Origin of the sequence: Afipia sp. GAS231 (genome assembly GCF_900103365.1) — a bacterium.
Taxonomy (GTDB): domain Bacteria; phylum Pseudomonadota; class Alphaproteobacteria; order Rhizobiales; family Xanthobacteraceae; genus Bradyrhizobium.
Window position 1 is genome coordinate 5,893,836 of the sequence record NZ_LT629703.1, and the last position, 18,174, is coordinate 5,912,009.

Consider the following 18,174-nt stretch of genomic DNA (forward strand, 5'->3'; position numbering starts at 1 on the left):
CGGGGCCAAACGCGTTCCAGACTGCAAAAAATTTGTTCGCCGGGCTATCTGACCAGATCAGCCCAGCGACATGTCCAATGGCGGCGCCACACTGTCCGGCATCGGGCAGACATAGGGTGTGCGGGCGGTGCGCTTCTTCAGGTCGGCCTTGGCGGCGGCGATCAAGGTCGGCTCGGTCAGCGCCTTGATGCCGAGTCCGGCCATTGCCTTCGCGGCCTGCACCATCGCCTTGTGGGCGGCCGGGGTCTTGCCCTGCGCCACCACCTGCCAGGTGTGCAAGGGGGTGCCGATCGCGATCGTCGGGGCGTGGACCTGCACGGTCGGCACCACCCAGCTGACGTCGCCGACATCGGTCGAACCGATCTGCGGATTGCGCTTGGCATCCATTGGAACCAAAAAATCGGCCAGCGGCCGGTCGGTGGGGTCCATGCCGATCGTGTAATAGACGCTGGCGATGTCCTTGTCTGATAGCGTCGACTGGATCTTGGCGGCGAAATCCTTGTCGGCCTCGTCGAAATGCGGCGGGCCGAGTTCCTGCATGATGCCATGCAGCGCTTCCTCGAGCGGGGTGTTGAACAGGATGTTGGAGACGGCGGAAATGATCCGCATCTCGACCTTGGTCTCGGTCATCATCGCCGCGCCCTGCGCGACCTTGTGGACGCGCGCCACCAGTTCGTTCATGCCGGGAAGGTCGCGGGCGCGGATCGAATAGCGCACGCGGGCATGGGCCTGCACCACGTTGGGCGCAATGCCGCCGGTGTCGAGCACGGCATAATGAATGCGGGCGTCGCTCGGCATGTGCTCGCGCATATAGTTGACGCCGACACTCATCAGTTCCACCGCGTCGAGCGCGCTGCGGCCGAGATGCGGCGAAGCTGCGGCATGCGAGGTGCGGCCGGTGAAGATGAAGTCGGCGCGGGTATTGGCGAGCGACGGCGTCACCACGACTTCCCAGAAGCTCGACGGATGCCAGGTGATGGCGATGTCGGCGTCCTCGAAAGCTCCGGAGCGCACCATGAAGGCTTTCGCGGCACCGCCTTCTTCCGCGGGGCAGCCGTAATAGCGCACGCGGCCGGGCACCTTGTTGGCGGCAAGCCAGTCCTTCACGGCGGTGGCAGCAAGCAAGGCCGCGGAGCCGAGCAGATTGTGGCCGCAGCCGTGGCCGTGGCCGCCGGCTTCGATCGGGCGATGTTCCGCCACGCCGGCTTCCTGGCTGAGGCCCGGCAGCGCGTCATACTCGCCAAGGAAAGCGATGACCGGGCCGCCTTCGCCCGCTTCGCCCATCAAGGCGGTGGGAATGCCGGCGACCTTCTCGGTGATGCGGAAACCCTGATGGCGCAGCTCGGCCAGATGTTCGGCCGACGAGCGCGCCTCGGTGTAACACACCTCCGGCATCGCCCAGACCCTGTCGGCGAGGGCGACGAAACGCGGCTTGATGGTGTCGACGCCACGCCAGATGTCACTGCGGTTATCCATCGTCAGATCCCGATCTTTAACTCGATGTAAGGATTGCAATTATTATCAGCTTCGCCGGATCGCGCCTAGCGCCTGGCAGTGGCATCAGCCATGCGGCCCCGTTCAACTCTCGCTGATTTGCTACACCCGCGGCCGCAGCGACCGTTGCATGTCCATCGTATAGGTGTAGCGGCCCTCGGGATGGGTGGTGACCGTGACCTCGAACAGTTCCTCGCGCTTGCCGTAATAGCGGCGCACCATGGTCAGCGCCGGCGATCCCGGCTTGACCTGGAGCGGCTTGGCGAGTTTTGCCGGCATGCCGCGCGCGAACACTTCGAGCTGGGCATATTCGATGGTCTCGCCGTACATCTTGGCAATCTGCTCATGCACCGGCGTCCGGCCGTGGTCCTTGCGGTCGACGACGCCGGCAAATTTCCGCAGCACGTAGATTTCGGTCCAGCCGAGCGGGGCTGCAAATTCGTCCGAGCGGCGGACCGCCTCGATCAGGAACCAGTGCTTGCCGGGTTCACATTTCAGTAACGCTGCGAGCTTGCGGTCGGCCACGATCTCGCTCGAACGCACCACCTGACGATAGGTCTCGTTGGAATAGCGCAGCCATTCCGTCAGCGACTTGACGCTGTGGGTGAACAGCACCGGCGGCTCAGTGGCGATGACCACGGAGCCGAGGCCGGCGCGGCGCACGATCAGGCCCTGCTCGGTGATGATGCGCAGCGCCTCGCGCACGGTCTGCCGGCTCGCCGCATGGCGCGCCATCAAGTCGGTCTCGGTCGGCAACAGGTCGCCGACCGGATACTTGCCGAGCCGGATCGCCTTCTGCAGTTCGGCTGCGATGTCGCGGTAGCGCGTGGTCTTGCGAGCTTCCTTCTTACTGGCCATCGCATCGCACCGGCTGGCCCGACTTCATCGAGGCGAGGGCGGCCTCGAACGCCGCGAGCGTCGCCAGCACGTCGGCTTCCGGCACCGGATATGGCCGCCTGCCTTCGACGGCATCGGTGAACGCGTCGAGTTCGGCGCGCAGCACATCTGTTGTCGGAAGGGTGTGTCGCATCGGCTTGCTGCCGGACACCCGCCTGATCAAGGTCGTTTCATCCAGCACTTCGGCGGACCCCTTGGTTCCGAACACATGCACCCGCCAGAAAAACGGCGTCGCCCGGATCGTCGACAGCGTCCCGGTGACGCCGTTGACAAAATCCATCATCAGCATGGCGGAGTCCAGCGGCGGCGGACCCGGTTCGCGGGAATGTAGCTGGGCCGAGATCTGTCGCACCGGCCCGAGCAAGCTGACAAAGGCGTCCAGCACATGAAGGCCGGCGCCGGTCAGCCCGCCGCCCGGCGATTCGGCTTCCGACAATCGCCAGCCCGCGGTGATGCTTTGCGAGTTCTCGTTGCTGTTATGGCCTTCGACGTGGAGCAGGGTGCCGAGCTCGCCGCTGGCGACGATCTCGCGCAACGCGCGCAGTGAGGGCCAGAAGCGCCGGTTGTGTCCGACCGCAAGCAGGACACCGGCCTTGCGGCAGGCGCCGAACATCCGCGCGGCATCGGCGCGATGCAGCGCCAACGGCTTTTCGCAGAACACCTGCTTGCTCGCTGTGGCGCAGGCGATCACCTGCGCCGGATGCAGCGAGTGCGGCGTCGCCAGCAGCACCGCTTGGATCGCGGGATCTGTCAGGATGGAATCGAGGGTGGGTGAAAGATCGAGGTGATGCCGGTTGCAGAACTCCCGCGCCGCTTCGACATCAGGTTCGACGGCACGGACGATCTTCAACCGGTCGTGGCCGCTGGCGGCTTCCACGATATTGCGGCCCCAGCGGCCGAGGCCGACGATGGCGGCGGCTATCATCTGACAACCTCTGATGAAAGCCGCTGGCGGATCGCTTCGATGACGGCGGCGCTGTCGCGCTCCGGTCCTTCGAGCGCGATGGCCGCACGCAGCAGATCGGCCTGGGCTTCGGTGATGGCGAGATGCAGACCGCGTTGCCGGGCCTCGTGCAGGATCAATTCGGCGTCCTTCAGGGTTTGCGCGATATGCGACTGCGGCCGAAAATCCCGGCTCAGCATTTTCTCACCCTTGGTGTCCATCACGCGCGAATAGGCCGCGGATTGCTGCGCCGCGGCCAGGAAAGCCCGTCCATCCAGCCCCAGCCGCTCCGCAAACACAATGCCTTCGGCGAGCGCCGCCCGGTTATTCTGCAGGATCAGATTGATCGCGAGCTTGGTCCGGCTGGCATCGCCTATCCTGTCGACCCGGATACGGCGCGGACAGAGCACGGCAAGCAGCGTGTTCAGCGCTTCGGTCTCTCCTGCGACCAGTGCGGTGGCTGCGCCGTCCCTGACTTCGGCGCTGGTGCCCGAAATCGGCGCTTCGATGAAGGCAAAGCCGGTGCTGGCCGCGCACGCCGCAATCCGGACGATCTCGTCGGGCGCGCAGGTCGTCGTGCAGATCAATGCGGGACGTGAGCGACCTTGTTCGAACTCGCCGAGCAGAGTCTCGACCTGAGCGCCGTCATAGACTGCGATGACGATCGCGCGCGATCGGCCGGCGAGATCGGTCGCCGACGCGGCAACCTCTCCGCCGGCGTCCCTGAACTGCGCGCATTTGGCCGGCGCGATGTCGAAACCAAGCACGCCGAAGCCTGCGCCGGCGAGGCGTTCGGCCAGCGCCGTTCCCATCAGGCCGAGCCCGGCTACCCCGATGCGCGTCTGTCGCGACATCTATTTCGCTTCGATGCCGGCGGCCTTGGCCGCTTCGGTCCAACGGATGATTTCGCTCTGGACGAAGCTGCCGAACTCGGCCGGCGGCATCGTCGACACGATCATGCCGAGACCTGCGAGCTTCTCGCGGGTTGCCGGCGCGGACAGGATTTTTTCGCTGGCGGCATAGAGCTTGTTGACAACAGGCGCCGGCGTATTGGCGGGCGCCAGCAGCCCGTACCAGATGGTGGCCTCGAAGCCCGGCATCACGTCAGCGAGCGGCGGCAGGTCCGGCGTCAGCTCGTTTCGCGTCGGCGACGTCACCCCGATGCCGCGCAGCGTGCCGCCCTGCATCTGCGGGATCGCCACCGAGAAGTCCGCGAAGGCGAGATCGATCACGCCGGCGATCACGTCGGTGACGGCCAGCGGCACGCCGCGATACGCCGCCGAGACGATCGATATCCCGCCGCGGCTCTGTAGTTGCGCGTTCGATATTTGCGACGCGCCGGAGCCGTAGCCCGCCGTCATGTTCGGATGGGTTTTTGCGTAGGCCATGAACTGCGGCAGGTCCTTTGCCGGGAAATTGGGATTGACCAGCAGCACCATCGCCGTCGTGACCGTCCGGAGGACGGGCGTAAAATCCTTGGCCGGATCGTAGGGCAGGTTCTTCAGCATCGCGACATTGCTGGCCTGGGTGGTGTTGGTTCCCATCAGCAGCGTGTAGCCATCGGGCTGGGCGCGCGCGACTTCCTGGGCACCGATGCTGCCGAGCGCGCCACTGCGGTTCTCGATCACGACGGTCTGTCCCAGCACATCCTGCAACTGCTGGCCGAGCAGCCGTGCGACCTGGTCCGGGCCGGCGCCGGCCGGGAACGGCACGATGATCTTGATCTGGCGCGACGGATAATCGTCCGCGGCGTTGGCCGGCGAGCCCATAAGGCCGAGCAGGATCGCGGCGGCAACGGCACCCAAAGACAGTTTCATCGCGTGCTCCCGGTATTTATCGGCGGGATCTCTCTCTCGGACCCGTCCAAAACTTTATACGGACAAATGGAGCCGCCGCAACAACAATGCAGCGAAATGAGCTATCCCTGTCCAGTCGAACCTGTATATTTGACCGTATAAATCGTTCACCGGGAGCCCAAACGTGGACACCAGCGAAATGTACGCGCGCGGCTTGCGCCGGCGCAAGGCGATGTTCGGCGACGCCGACGTCGAGAAACGAATGGCAGCGGCCGGCGAATTCGGCGCGCCGCTGCAGAACATCATCAACGCCTATGTCTACGGCGACGTCTGGGAACGCGCTGGTCTGTCCAGCGACATTCGCAGCCTGGTGATGCTGGGCATCACCGCGGCGAGCGGCAAGCCGGCGGAATTTCGCGTTCATGCCCAGGGCGCGCTGGCGAACGGATGCACCAAGGAGCAGGTGCAGGATGTGCTGCTGCTGGTGGCGATGTATTGCGGCGTGCCGGCGGCAATCGAGACCAACCGGATCGCGGCGGAGATTTTCGGCGAAGCGCCGGCGTCCGACCCGGCGACCAAAGCCTAGAAAAATTCAACGAATGCGAATGAAATCTGTTCCGACCATCGATGCCCACCATCACATCTGGCGGCTGAACGATCTGCCCTGGCTTTCGGGGCCGCAGGTGCCGCGCATCTTCGGACCCTATCAGCCGATCTGCCGCGACTATCCGATCTCGGAATACCGCAGCGACACGGCCGGCTGCGATATCGTCAAATCGATCTACATCCAGACCAACTGGCCGGCCGGGAAAAGCTACGACGAGGCGCGCTGGGTGCAGTCGGTGTCTGATGAGACGGGCTGGCCTCATGCCAATGTCGCGCATGCCGACCTCGCCGATCCGGACGCCGGTTCGCTGCTGAAGCGTCTGGCTGATTTGCCGGCGACGCGCGGAATTCGCCAGCAACTGCATTGGCACGAAAATCCGCAATACCGCTTTGCGCCGCGACCCGATGTCATGAAGGACGCCGATTGGCGCCGCGGACTGGCGCGCCTTTCCGATCACGGCCTGCTGTTCGAGCTGCAGATCTTTGCGAGCCAAATGGCCGATGGCGCGGAGCTTGCGCGTGGGTTCCCGGACACGGTGTTCGTGCTCGAACATGCCGGCATGCTGGAAGACATGTCGCCCGTGGGCTGGCAGCTCTGGCGCGACGGTATGGCCCGGCTTTCGCAATGCCGCAATGTCAACGTCAAGCTCTCCGGGCTCGGCACCTTCGTCCACGCCTGCCGCGACGACGTGATCGGGCCGATCGTCAAGGAAACCGTCGCCCTGTTCGGTGCGGATCGTTGCCTCTTCGGCAGCAACTTTCCGATCGAGAAGCTGTGGACGGATTACGGCACGTTGTATCGCACCTTCCGTGAGGCGATCGCATATCTCAGCGAGGCAGAGCAGGCGGCGATCCTGCATGACACGGCGTCGCGGCTTTATCGTATTTGAAGCCGCTATCTCGGCGTCATTGCGAGGAGCGTCAGCGACAAAGCAATCGAGACTTTCTTTGGTGATGCATGGATTGCTTCGCTTCGCTCGCAATGAGGGTGAGAGAGCTTGCCAGGTCGCTCAATCATTCGCTTCCGGCGGTAGGAAATTCACTTCGTGCTCGGCCGAGATGCGCACGATTTCGGCGACGTCGGCCAGATTGTGCAACTGGTTGAACAGCGCTTCCAGCTTCTGCGTCGGCGAAACCCAGAATAGCGCCCGCGCCGGCTTGTCCGATTTGTTAAAATAGCCGTGTGGAATGCCGCGCGGCAACCGGACCAGGTCGCCGGCCTTGGCCTGCACCCAGACCCCGTCGAGCTTCAGGTCGAGGATACCGTCCTGCACCAGGATGAACTCTTCCTGAGTCGGATGGATATGAACAGGCACGAACTGGCCGGGATCGCTATTGGTCTCGAACGCAAAGGTCGAGTCGGTGACGGCCTTTGGAAAATAGACCTGTCCAAGGATGTTCCAGGTCTTGCCGGAATAGCCGGTGCCGTTCCGCGTGATACCCTTTTCGAGCGCCGCCATGCTGCCAATCCCTTGTCTGTTGCGGGGAGGAGGCTAGCCTCGGCCGGCTTTCTGTCAAGCATGCCGGGGCTTCCTTGCAATTGTTTGAAGTTTAAAATATATGCAGAAGTGTTCTTTCGAGGGCCAACGGATGTCCAAACTGCCGCATTCCTCCCATGCGCTCGTCACCGGTGGCGGGCGGGGCATCGGCCGCGCGGTGGCGGCGGCCCTGACCGAGGCGGGGGCTGTGGTCACCATCGTCGGCCGCAATCGCGCTACGCTCGATGAAGCCGTCAAAGCGGGCGCGGCCAAATTCGCCGAAGTGGCTGATGTCGCCGACGAGGTTTCCGTCAGGTCCGCCATTGCCGTGGCTGCGGCGAGGCAACCGGTCGACATCCTGGTAGCCAATGCGGGCGCGGCCGAGTCCGCGCCCTTCGGCCGTTCTGACGCGGCGTTGTTCCAGCGGATGATGGACGTCAATTTCATGGGCGTGGTCCATGCCGCGCAGGCCGTGCTGCCTGGCATGATCGAGCGCCGGCGCGGCCGGATTGTCGCGATCGCGTCGACGGCGGGTCTCAAAGGCTACGCCTATGTCAGCGCCTACAGCGCGGCCAAGCACGCGGTAATTGGGCTGGTTCGCTCGCTGGCGCTGGAGACGGCTAAGAGCGGCGTGACCGTCAATGCGGTCTGTCCCGGCTTCACCGAAACCGATCTGCTCGAAGGCTCGATCGACAACATCATCAAGAAGACCGGCCGCAGCCGCGAGCAGGCGATCGCGGAACTATCGAAGCACAATCCGCAAGCGCGCCTGGTGACGCCGCAGGAAGTCGCTGATGCCGTGCTGTGGCTGTGCGGCGAGGGTGCTGCCGCCATCACCGGGCAGGCCATCGCGGTGGCCGGCGGTGAGGTCTGAAGCGATAACAACAATAATGCCATCCAGGGAGAATCCATGAGCAGACCCGCCAATCCCGTCACACTGCCGCTGGCGGACTATTCGCCAAAACATTTCCTGCTCGCCGTGGTCGGCGGCGTTGCCACCGTGACGCTCAACCGTCCCGAACGGAAGAACCCGCTGACCTTCGAGAGCTACCGCGAACTCACCGATTTCTTCCGCGCCTGCGCGATGGATGACGAGGTGAAGACCATCGTCGTGTCCGGCGCCGGCGGCAATTTCTCGTCCGGCGGCGACGTGTTCGAGATCATCGGCCCGCTGGTGCAGATGGATACCAAGGGCCTTACGGCGTTTACACGCATGACCGGCGATCTGGTCAAGGCGATGCGGGCCTGTCCGCAGCCGATCGTCGCCGCCGTCGAAGGCATCTGCGCCGGTGCAGGTGCGATCGTCGCCATGGCCTCCGACCTCAGGCTCGCCGCGTCAGGCGCCAAGGTCGCGTTCCTGTTCAACAAGGTCGGTCTGGCCGGTTGCGACATGGGCGCCTGCGCGATCCTGCCCCGCATCATCGGCCAGTCGCGCGCCTCCGAACTGCTCTATACCGGCCGCTTCATGACTGCCGAGGAAGGCGAGCGCTGGGGCTTTTTCTCCAGGATCGTGACGCAGGACGCCGTGCTGGCACAAGCGCAACTGCTGGCGAAGCAGATTTCCGATGGCCCCACCTTCGCCAACACCATGACCAAGCGTATGCTGGCGATGGAATGGGCGATGTCGGTGGAAGAGGCGATCGAGGCCGAAGCGGTGGCGCAGGCGCTGTGCATGACCACGGAAGACTTTGCCCGGGCGTTCGAGGCGTTTTCCAACAAGCGAACGCCGGCGTTTCAGGGGAATTGAGGGGGTGTTGTTGTTCCTCATGGTGAGGAGCGCGTCTTCGCGCGTCTCGAACCATGAGGCCCAACTGCCGATGCCGCCATCCTTCGAGACGCGGCCAAGTGGCCGCTCCTCAGGATGAGGGCGGTGGGCGCCGAGGCACTTGCCGAAAAATTGTTTTAGGCTTAAAGTAATTCCAATGACCCGATAGCCTGCTTCGGAGGCGCTGATGAAGATCGCGATAATCGGTGGCGGACCGGCCGGTCTCTATGCCGCGATCCTTTTGAAGAAGCAGCGGCCGCAGGCCGAGATCACGGTCCATGAGCGCAACCGCGCCGACGACACCTTCGGCTTCGGCGTGGTGTTCTCCGACGCGACGTTGGACAACTTCGAAAAGTACGATCCGCCGAGCTACCGCCGCATCACCCAGGAATTCGCCTATTGGGACGATATTGCCGTGCATTTCCGCGGCACCGTGCACCGGGTCGGCGGCAACGGTTTTTGCGGCTGCTCGCGCCGCATGCTGCTGTTGATCCTGCAGGAGCGCGCCCGCGAACTCGGCGTGACGCTGCAATTCGAATCCGATATCGATGACGAGAGCAGGTTCGCCGACGCCGATCTCGTGGTGCTGGCCGACGGCATCAACAGCCGCTTTCGCGACAAATACGTCGATCATTTTCAGCCCGAAGTCGACCTGCGCTCCAACAAGTTCGCCTGGATGGGCTCGACCCGGCCGCTCGATGCCTTCACCTTCATCTTCCAGGAAACCGAGTGGGGTCCGTTCATCGCCCACGCCTATCAATACGAGGCCGGCCGCTCGACCTGGATTTTCGAGACCGATGCCGAGACGTTTGCGCGGGCCGGGCTGGAAAGGCTGAGCGAACGGCAATCCGCCGACCGCATGGCGGAGATCTTCGGCTGGTTCCTCGACGGCCATCCGCTGCTGACCAACCGTTCGATGTGGCGCAATTTCCCGATGATCCGCAGCCAACGCTGGGTCAAAGGCAACATGGTGCTGCTCGGCGACGCCAAGGCGACCGCACATTTCTCGATCGGCTCGGGCACCAAGCTCGCGATGGAAGACGCGATCGCGCTCAGCGATGCGATGGCGCAGGCGCCGACGGTGGAGGGCGCGTTACAGAAGTACGAGCACGGGCGGCGCGAGGAGGTCGAGAAGACCCAGCACGCCGCCGACGTGTCGCTGGTCTGGTTCGAGCATGTCGACCGTTTCTGGGATTTCGATCCCGTGCAGTTCGCCTTCGGCGTCATGACCCGCGCCAAGGCCATCACCTACGATAACCTGACACTGCGGGCGCCGGAGTTCGTCCGCGAGGTCGACAAGGCCTTTGCGAAACAAGTCCGCGCCAAGGGGTTTGACGTCGATACTGCAAAGCCCGTGGCGCCGATGTTCCAGCCGCTCAGGTTGCGCGAGATGGAAGTCGCGAACCGCGCGGTGGTGTCGCCGATGTGCATGTACTCGGCAAACGAGGGCGTGCCCGGCGATTTTCATCTGGTGCATTACGGCTCGCGTGCGATCGGTGGCGCCGGACTTTTGTTCACCGAGATGACCTGTGTCGGCCGCGACGCCCGGATCACGCCCGGCTGCACCGGGTTGTGGAACGACGAGCAGCAGGCGGCGTGGACGCGGATCGTCGATTTCGTTCACGCCAATTCCGCCGCGAAAATCTGCCTGCAACTCGGGCACGCCGGCCGCAAGGGCGCGACCAAACTGATGTGGGAAGGCATGGACCGGCCGCTGGAGCAGGGCGGCTGGGACACGGTGTCGGCGTCGTCGATCCCGTACTTTCCGGACAGCCAGGTGCCGCGCGAGATGGATCGCGCGGCGATGGATCAGGTCAAGGCCGAGTTCGTTGCGGCAACCGAGCGCGGCAACGTCTGCGGCTTCGACATGCTGGAGCTGCACTGCGCCCATGGCTATCTGCTGGCGAGTTTCATCTCGCCGCTGACCAACACGCGCAGCGACGACTACGGCGGCGCGCTCGCCAATCGGCTGCGTTATCCCCTGGAAGTGTTCGCGGCGATGCGCGCGGCCTGGCCTGCGCACAAGCCGATGTCGGTGCGCATTTCCGCGACCGACTGGGCCGAGGGCGGCATCACCGGCGGCGATGCGGTCGCGGTCGCGCGCGCGTTCGGCGAGGCCGGCGTCGACCTGATCGACGTGTCGACTGGCCAGACCGTGCGCGACGCGCAGCCTGTCTACGGACGGATGTTTCAGACCCCGTTCTCCGAACAGGTCCGGAATGAGGCCCGGGTTGCCACCATGTGCGTCGGCAACATCACGACGTCAGACCAGGTCAACACCATCCTCGCCGCCGGGCGCGCCGACCTGGTGGCGCTGGGCCGGCCGCATCTGGTCGATCCGTCGTTCACGCTGCGGGCGGCGGCCTGGTACGGCGCCGAGGTGGCCTGTCCGCCGCAATATCTGCCGGGCAAGGAGCAGATCTTCCGCAACAGCGTCCGCGACCGGCAGGATTTCGACGACCTCAAAATTAAGGGTAAGCCGAAAACCCGCGCCGAGCTGAAAGCCGAGGCAACAAAGCCGCTTGCAGCGGAATAGGCCGGGTGGCACGCTCTATCGCTCCCTCGCCCCGCGCTTGCGGGGAGAGGGTTGGGGTGAGGGGCTCTCTCCGCGAGCAAGAACGCGGTGAGTGCGGCCCCCCCTCACCCGGATCGCAATGGCGATCCGACCTCTCCCCGTAAGCGGGGAGAGGTGAGTAAGAACCGCGGTTTTGAGTTTGCGTTGAGTGGAGTTGGGCGGATGAAAGCGATCATCGTCGGAGGCGGCATCGGGGGCCTTACCACGGCGCTGATGCTGCGTGCGCGCGGCATCGACTGCGAATTGTTCGAACAGTCCGATACCATCCGCGAACTCGGCGTCGGCATCAACACGCTGCCGCATGCGATCCGCGAACTTGCCGGACTCGGGCTGCTGGACCGGCTGGACGCGGCCGCAATCCGCACCGATGAACTGTATTATCTCAACCGTCACGGCCAGGAGGTCTGGCGCGAGCCGCGCGGCCTCGGCGCCGGTCACGACGTGCCGCAATTTTCGATCCACCGTGGGCGCCTGCAAGGCGTCATTCACCGCGCCGTCGAGGAGCGACTGGGCGAGGGGGCGATCCACACCGGTTGCCGGCTCGGCGCCTTTGCGCAGCATGAAGGCGGCGTGATCGCCCATTTCTTCGACCGCACCGGAGCGCACGTCGAGACCGCGCAGGGTGATGTCTTGATCGGCGCCGACGGCATTCATTCGCGCGTGCGCGAGATGCTGTTTCCGGACGAGGGGCCGCCGTGCTGGAACGGCCTGATGCTGTGGCGCGGTGCCCGCGACTGGCCTTCCTTCCTGACCGGCAGTTCGATGATCGTCGCCGGCGGACTGCATGCCAAGGTCGTGGTCTATCCGATCGCCGAAGGATCGAGCCCGGCGAACCGGCTGACCAACTGGGCGGTTCTGGTCAAGGTCGGCGAAAACAACGCCACGCCGCCAAGGCGCGAGGACTGGTCGCGCATCGGCAAGCGCGAGGAACTGATGCCGCATGTCGAGCGGTTCAAGGTGCCGTATGTCGATGTGCGCAGCCTGATCTCGGCGACGCCGGAATTTTACGAATACCCGTGCTGTGACCGCGATCCCTTGCCGTACTGGACCTGGGGCCGCGTCACGCTGCTCGGCGACGCCGCGCATCCGATGTATCCGGTCGGTTCGAATGGTGCGTCGCAGGCGATCCTCGACGCCCGCGCGCTCGCGGATTCGCTGGCGCATGCCGAACATCCGCGTCAGGCGCTGCTGGCCTATGAGGCGAAGCGCCTGCCGATGACGGCCGACATCGTGCGCTCGAACCGCCGCGGCGGGCCCGAGGGCGTGATCGACGCCGTCGAGCAACTGGCGCCCGATGGCTTTACCGATATCGAGAAGGTGCTGAGCCACGCCCAGCGCGAGGCCATCGTGCGGGGGTATGCGTCGAAGGCGGGCTTTGCGGCGCCGACGCTGGGGCTGGCGGCGGTTAGGTAGTCGTCATGGCCGGGCATAGCCGTCCGCAGGACGGCGTCGCTTCCGCTCGCCTATGACCCGGCCATCCACGACGCTTCATCGCGACAAAGACGTGGATGCCCGGGTCAAGCCCGGGCATGACGAGGTTAGAGACCTGTATCCCTCACGCGCCCGGAGGCGGCGGCAGGAAGTGGATGTTGTGCTCGGCCGCCAGCGCCACCACGGCGTCCGGGGTCTGTTCCTTCATGTTGTGGATGCCCCAGAACAGATCGTAGAGCCGGCGCGTCGGCGACACCCAGAACAGCGTCTTGGCGGTGCGGCCGGACTTGTTGAAGATGCCGTGCGGCTTGCCCATCGGCAGGCGTACGAGATCGCCGGGCGCACCTTGCGTTTCGGCGCCGTCGAGGAAAAAGTCGAGCTTGCCCTCGAGGATGTAGAGATACTCGTCCTGATCGGGGTGAATATGCGGCGGCACGAAGGTGTCGGGCGGGAAGGTCGCATGCCATGAGAAGGAATGCTCAGTGACGTGCTTCGGCACATAGGTCTGGCCGAGGATGTTCCAGGAGATGCCCTGCATGCCCTCATTGGCCCGGGTGATCCCGACGATTTCGGTTTTCATGGTATCGTTCCCTTCCGATTGTCATTTCGCGGCGCAGTCCTTGGCGTAGCGGTCGCCGTAATTCGAAAACACCTTTTCGACGATCTCGGTCTGGAATTTGCCGTCCGCGCGCTTTGCCACTTTGGTCAGATAGAAGTTCTGGATCGGATAGCCGTTGTTGTTGAACTTGAAGTCGCCGCGCAGCGACGTGAAGTCGGCCTTCTTCAGCGCCGCCGCTACCGCGTCCTTGTTGGTGAGGTCGCCCTTCACGGCTTTGACCGCGCTGTCGATCAGCAGCGCCGCATCGTAGCCCTGCATCGCATAGGTGCCAGGCACGCCGTTATAGGCGGCCTCGTAGGCGGCCACGAACTTCTTGCTTTGCGGGTTGTCGAGATCCGGCGCCCAGTTGGCGCCGCCGAACATGCCGACCGCGGCGTCCTGCTGCGCCGGCAGCGTCGATTCATCGACGGTGAATGCGGAGAGCACCGGAATCTTGTCGGCGAGGCCGGCCTGCCGGTACTGCTTGACGAGACCGACGCCCATGCCGCCCGGCATGAAGGTGAACAGCGCGTCGGGCTTGGCGGACGCGATCTTGGTCAGCTCGACCTGGAAGTCGAGCGTACCGAGCGGCATGTAGCTCTCTTCGACGATCTCGCCCTTGTAGTCGAGCTTGAAGCCGGCGGCGGAATCCTTGCCGGCCTGGTAGTTCGGCACCAGCACATAGACGCGCTTGTAGCCGCGATCCTGCGCCACCTTGCCGAGGATCTCGTGCACCTGGTCGTTCTGGTACGAGGTGACATAGAAGAACGGGCTGCACTCCTTGCCGGCGTAGCTGGACGGTCCGGCATTCGGGCTGATCAGGAACGTCTTGTTCTCGGTGACCGGCCGATGAATCGCCTGCAGGATGTTGGAGAAGATCGGCCCGACGACGAAGTCGACCTTGTCGCGTTCCAAGAGCCCCTTGACCTTGGTCACGGCGCCGTCCGGCTTCAGTTCGTCGTCGACGACCACGACCTCGACGTCCTTGCCGGCCATCTTGCCGCCGAGATCCTTGATCGCGAGCTGAAAACCGTCGCGCGATTGCTGGCCGAGGCCGGCGGCGGGACCGGACAAGGTCACGATTACGCCGATCTTGACCTTCTCCTGCGCGATAGCCGGACCGGCGGCGACACCGAGCAGGACGGCAAGTCCGGCCAGCTTCAACGACTGCTTCATGGCAACTCCTTTGTTCGGCCGGTACGCGGCCGAAAACCACGCCACACCAATATTCGAGCGGCAGCTTATTCTGATGATGACCGCACCTGCAAGCTGCGCAAGCTCGCCGGCCGGATCATGCAAGCCGTGCGCCAATTGCTTGAACCCTAAAGAAATCTGGACAATCCCCCCAAGCTGCGGTCTGTTCGTATTTCCGCGATATCCAAGCAGCCAAGATTGCACCATGATTCTTGATTCAGAGACCAAGGCCACCGAACTCCCGGACGATCACAGGGATGAAATCAGGCTTTGGCTGCGATTGCTGACCTGCACCACCCTGATCGAAGGCGAGGTCCGCAGCCGCTTGCGCGAGCGTTTCGACGTCACGCTGCCGCGCTTCGACCTGATGGCCCAGCTCGACAAGGTGCCCGAGGGCATGACGCTGTCGGACGTTTCGAAGCGGATGATGGTGTCGAACGGCAACGTCACCGGCCTCGTCGAGCGTCTCGTTGAGTCCGGACACCTCGACCGCCGCACCTCGGACTCCGATCGCCGCGTCCAGGTGATCCGCCTGACCAAGGCCGGCCGCGCCGAATTCCGCAAGATGGCGGCGGAGCACGAGTTATGGATATCAGATATTTTTGGCGATCTGACGCCGAAGGATGTTCGCGAATTGATGCGGCTCCTGGCCAAGACCAAGGGCTCGGCGCAGAAGTCTGCGAAAGCGCGGACGGCCTAGCGGCAGCGCTTCGATTATCGCATGAGGTGTTCCGTTGAACGCGGATGTGGACTACGAGGTCGAATACAATAATCGCGCACGGGTGCCGGAAAATCCGGCGATCATGGCCAGCTGGGCGCGCGATGCGCAGGCCTATCGCGAGGCGCATCGGGGCCGCTTGAAAGTGCTGGCGTACGGTCCAGGCGAACGCCACCGCATCGATCTGTTTTCCGGCGATGGTGCCGGCGCCATCGTCGTCTTCATTCACGGCGGCTACTGGCAGGCGCTCGATGGCCCTTTCTTCAGCCATCTCGCCGGCGGGCTGAACGCCCATGGCATCGACGTCGCAGTGCCGAGCTACGATCTTTGCCCCGCTGTCTCGATCGCAGACATCATCGAGCAAATGCGCAGCGCAACGCGCGAGCTCGCAAAGCTCGGACGGCCGCTGGTCATCAGCGGCCATTCCGCCGGCGGCCATCTCGCCGCCTGCCTGCTGGCAACCGACTGGCGCGCGCTCGATCGCTCATTGCCGGAAGATCTGGTGACGGCGGCCTACACCATATCGGGCCTGTTCGACCTGCGGCCGCTGGTGCCGACCTCCATCAACACGGCGCTGAAGCTCGATGACACATCGGCGAAAGCGGTCAGCCCCTTGTTCTGGAAGGCTCCCGTACGCGGCACGCTCGATGCGGTGGTCGGCGGCAACGAAAGCGCCGAATATTTCCGGCAGAGCCGGATCATTGTCGATGCCTGGGGCGCGGCGGGCCTGGCGACGCGGTTTGGCGCTGTCCCCGAGGCCAACCATTTCACCGCGATCGCGCCGCTGGCCGACGCCGGCTCGCCGATGACGCTACGGCTGAAGCAACTGGCCGGGCGCTGAATTCTCCGTAAAAATCTTCGGGAGGGCCAGATTCCACCCTTGCGCCAAATTACTTTAAGCCTAAAATGATTTGACGATAACGCTGCCGGGCGTCCGTTTGTCGATCTCGAGCCTTTCATGGATGAAAGCGAGGGGATGAAAATGTCAGGTAGAGACCCTGTGCTTGGCCCATCCGGCCACGTCGACGATTTTGCGCGGCGAAACCTGCCGCCATCAGCGCAATGGCCGGAGCTGCGGCTCGACCGGCCGGAGTTTCAATACCCGGAATACCTCAACGCCGCGGTCGAGCTGACGGACCGCATTGTCGAGAAGGGCATGGGCGATCGCATTGCGCTGATCGGCAATGGCCGCCAGCGCACCTACAAGGAACTGGCCGACTGGTCGAACCGCCTGGCGCATGCGCTGGTGGAGAATTACGGCGTCAGGCCCGGCAACCGGGTGTTGATCCGTTCCGGCAACAATCCGGCGCTGGTTGCGGCATGGCTGGCGGCGACCAAGGCCGGCGCCGTCGTCGTCAACACCATGCCGATGCTGCGGGCCGGCGAACTGACAAAGATCATCGACAAGGCCGAGATCGCGCTGGCGCTGACCGACAGCCGTATCGCCGATGAACTGGTGGCCTGCGCCAAGACCAGCAAGTTTCTCAAGCAGGTGGTGAATTTCGACGGTACCTCGAACCACGACGCCGAACTCGACCGGGTCGCGCTGAACAAGCCGGTGCGGTTCGACGCCGTGAAGACCGGCCGCGACGATGTCGCCTTGCTTGGCTTCACCTCGGGCACCACGGGCGAGCCAAAGGCCACGATGCATTTCCACCGCGATCTCATGATCGTCGCCGATGGCTATGCGCGGGAAGTCCTCAACGTCACCGAGGATGATGTCTTCGTCGGCTCGCCGCCGCTGGCCTTTACGTTCGGGCTCGGTGGTCTTGCGATCTTCCCGTTACGATATGGCGCCACCGCGACGCTGCTGGAAAATGCGTCGCCGCCCGAAATGGTCAAGATCATCGAGACCTACAAGGCCACGATCTGCTTTACCTCGCCGACCGCCTATCGCGCGATGATGGCGGCGATGGACAAGGGCGCCGATCTGTCGTCGTTGCGGCTCGCGGTCTCGGCCGGCGAGACCCTGCCGGCGCCGGTGTTCGACGCCTGGACCCGCCGGACCGGCAAGACGCTTCTCGACGGCATCGGCTCGACGGAGCTGCTGCACATTTTCATCACCAACCGCGTTGGCGACGCCATCGCCGGAACCACCGGCCATCCGGTCACGGGCTATGAGGCCAAAATCGTCGATGACGACATGAATGAATTGCCAGCGGGCACGGTCGGCAAGCTCGCGGTCCGCGGCCCGACCGGCTGCCGTTATCTCGCCGACTCCAGGCAATCGAACTATGTGCGCGACGGCTGGAATCTGACCGGCGATTCCTTTGTCAGCGACGCCAACGGCCGGCTGTCCTTTGTCGCGCGCTCGGACGACATGATCGTATCCTCGGGCTACAATATCGCAGGCCCCGAAATCGAAGCGGCGTTGCTGTCGCATCCCGCCGTGGCCGAATGCGGCGTCGTCGGCGCGCCGGACGAGGCGCGTGGCATGATCGTCAAGGCCTATGTGGTCCTTGCGGGCGGCGCCGAGGGTGACGCTGCGCTGACCGCGGCGTTGCAGGAGCACGTCAAGCGCGAGATCGCTCCTTACAAATATCCTCGCGCCATCGAATATGTCGAGGCGCTGCCGAAGACCGAGACCGGCAAGCTGAGGCGTTTTGCGCTGAGGCAAATGGCCGCCGCCAGCGCTGTATCGTCGAGCGCTGCCGCGGAGTGAAGACCTTGAAGGAGAAT

General features: G+C 64.2%; 17 protein-coding genes. 9 read left to right on the forward strand and 8 right to left on the reverse strand.

Translation table 11 applies throughout. The features are described from left to right. Positions 1-57: 57 nt before the first annotated feature. From BLS26_RS27940 to BLS26_RS27960, 5 genes are all read right to left on the reverse strand, one after another. Positions 58-1,476: a M20 family metallopeptidase gene (locus BLS26_RS27940; RefSeq protein ID WP_092515744.1), complete on the reverse strand. Its 1,419-nt coding sequence runs from the start codon at positions 1,474-1,476 to the stop codon at positions 58-60. Between the two features lie 120 nt (positions 1,477-1,596). Continuing rightward, complete coding sequence (locus BLS26_RS27945) at positions 1,597-2,352, reverse strand: GntR family transcriptional regulator (protein ID WP_092515745.1); 756 nt, start codon at positions 2,350-2,352, stop codon at positions 1,597-1,599. Next, positions 2,342-3,316 (reverse strand): Gfo/Idh/MocA family protein, encoded by a 975-nt coding sequence (locus tag BLS26_RS27950; protein WP_092515746.1) that lies wholly within the window; start codon positions 3,314-3,316, stop codon positions 2,342-2,344. Before BLS26_RS27950 ends, BLS26_RS27945 begins: the two co-directional genes overlap by 11 nt. Continuing rightward, positions 3,313-4,188: an NAD(P)-dependent oxidoreductase gene (locus BLS26_RS27955; RefSeq protein ID WP_092515747.1), complete on the reverse strand. Its 876-nt coding sequence runs from the start codon at positions 4,186-4,188 to the stop codon at positions 3,313-3,315. The genes BLS26_RS27950 and BLS26_RS27955 overlap by 4 nt, the downstream gene beginning before the upstream one ends. Next, positions 4,189-5,151, reverse strand: a complete 963-nt coding sequence (locus tag BLS26_RS27960; RefSeq protein WP_092515748.1) for a tripartite tricarboxylate transporter substrate binding protein — start codon at positions 5,149-5,151, stop codon at positions 4,189-4,191. A 163-nt stretch (positions 5,152-5,314) separates the two neighbouring features. Here BLS26_RS27960 and BLS26_RS27965 point away from each other — a divergent pair, with 163 nt between their 5' ends. Both BLS26_RS27965 and BLS26_RS27970 read left to right on the forward strand, forming a co-directional pair. Continuing rightward, a complete protein-coding gene (locus tag BLS26_RS27965; RefSeq protein WP_157676604.1) occupies positions 5,315-5,716 on the forward strand; it encodes a carboxymuconolactone decarboxylase family protein in 402 nt (133 codons plus the stop codon). Between the two features lie 19 nt (positions 5,717-5,735). Next, entirely contained in the window at positions 5,736-6,626 is an 891-nt protein-coding gene (locus BLS26_RS27970) for an amidohydrolase (protein WP_092515750.1), read from the forward strand. 120 nt (positions 6,627-6,746) lie between these two features. Here BLS26_RS27970 and BLS26_RS27975 read toward each other — a convergent pair whose 3' ends face one another. Next, positions 6,747-7,196, reverse strand: coding sequence for a cupin domain-containing protein (locus tag BLS26_RS27975; protein ID WP_092515751.1), 450 nt, complete (start codon positions 7,194-7,196; stop codon positions 6,747-6,749). A 130-nt stretch (positions 7,197-7,326) separates the two neighbouring features. Between BLS26_RS27975 and BLS26_RS27980 the strand changes: the two genes are divergently transcribed. The 4 genes from BLS26_RS27980 (at position 7,327) to BLS26_RS27995 (ending at position 12,967) form a co-directional block, all read left to right on the forward strand. After that, positions 7,327-8,088, forward strand: a complete 762-nt coding sequence (locus BLS26_RS27980; protein WP_092518688.1) for an SDR family NAD(P)-dependent oxidoreductase — start codon at positions 7,327-7,329, stop codon at positions 8,086-8,088. 36 nt (positions 8,089-8,124) lie between these two features. Further along, positions 8,125-8,961, forward strand: coding sequence for an enoyl-CoA hydratase family protein (locus BLS26_RS27985; protein ID WP_092515752.1), 837 nt, complete (start codon positions 8,125-8,127; stop codon positions 8,959-8,961). Between the two features lie 205 nt (positions 8,962-9,166). Continuing rightward, complete coding sequence (locus BLS26_RS27990; RefSeq protein ID WP_092515753.1) at positions 9,167-11,515, forward strand: bifunctional salicylyl-CoA 5-hydroxylase/oxidoreductase; 2,349 nt, start codon at positions 9,167-9,169, stop codon at positions 11,513-11,515. Between the two features lie 201 nt (positions 11,516-11,716). After that, complete coding sequence (locus tag BLS26_RS27995) at positions 11,717-12,967, forward strand: flavin-dependent oxidoreductase (RefSeq protein WP_092515754.1); 1,251 nt, start codon at positions 11,717-11,719, stop codon at positions 12,965-12,967. A 142-nt stretch (positions 12,968-13,109) separates the two neighbouring features. Here the strand turns inward: BLS26_RS27995 and BLS26_RS28000 are convergent, their stop codons facing one another. Both BLS26_RS28000 and BLS26_RS28005 read right to left on the reverse strand, forming a co-directional pair. After that, entirely contained in the window at positions 13,110-13,565 is a 456-nt protein-coding gene (locus tag BLS26_RS28000; protein ID WP_092515755.1) for a cupin domain-containing protein, read from the reverse strand. Between the two features lie 21 nt (positions 13,566-13,586). Then, positions 13,587-14,759: an ABC transporter substrate-binding protein gene (locus BLS26_RS28005; RefSeq protein ID WP_092518690.1), complete on the reverse strand. Its 1,173-nt coding sequence runs from the start codon at positions 14,757-14,759 to the stop codon at positions 13,587-13,589. A 223-nt stretch (positions 14,760-14,982) separates the two neighbouring features. Between BLS26_RS28005 and BLS26_RS28010 the strand changes: the two genes are divergently transcribed. The 3 genes from BLS26_RS28010 (at position 14,983) to BLS26_RS28020 (ending at position 18,157) form a co-directional block, all read left to right on the forward strand. Beyond that, on the forward strand, positions 14,983-15,477 hold the full coding sequence (locus BLS26_RS28010) for a MarR family winged helix-turn-helix transcriptional regulator (protein ID WP_092515756.1): 495 nt from the start codon (positions 14,983-14,985) through the stop codon (positions 15,475-15,477). Positions 15,478-15,511: 34 nt separating this feature from the next. Further along, positions 15,512-16,336 (forward strand): alpha/beta hydrolase, encoded by an 825-nt coding sequence (locus BLS26_RS28015; RefSeq protein ID WP_244541709.1) that lies wholly within the window; start codon positions 15,512-15,514, stop codon positions 16,334-16,336. A 141-nt stretch (positions 16,337-16,477) separates the two neighbouring features. Then, positions 16,478-18,157 (forward strand): benzoate-CoA ligase family protein, encoded by a 1,680-nt coding sequence (locus tag BLS26_RS28020; RefSeq protein ID WP_092518702.1) that lies wholly within the window; start codon positions 16,478-16,480, stop codon positions 18,155-18,157. The last annotated feature ends 17 nt before the right edge of the window (positions 18,158-18,174 follow it).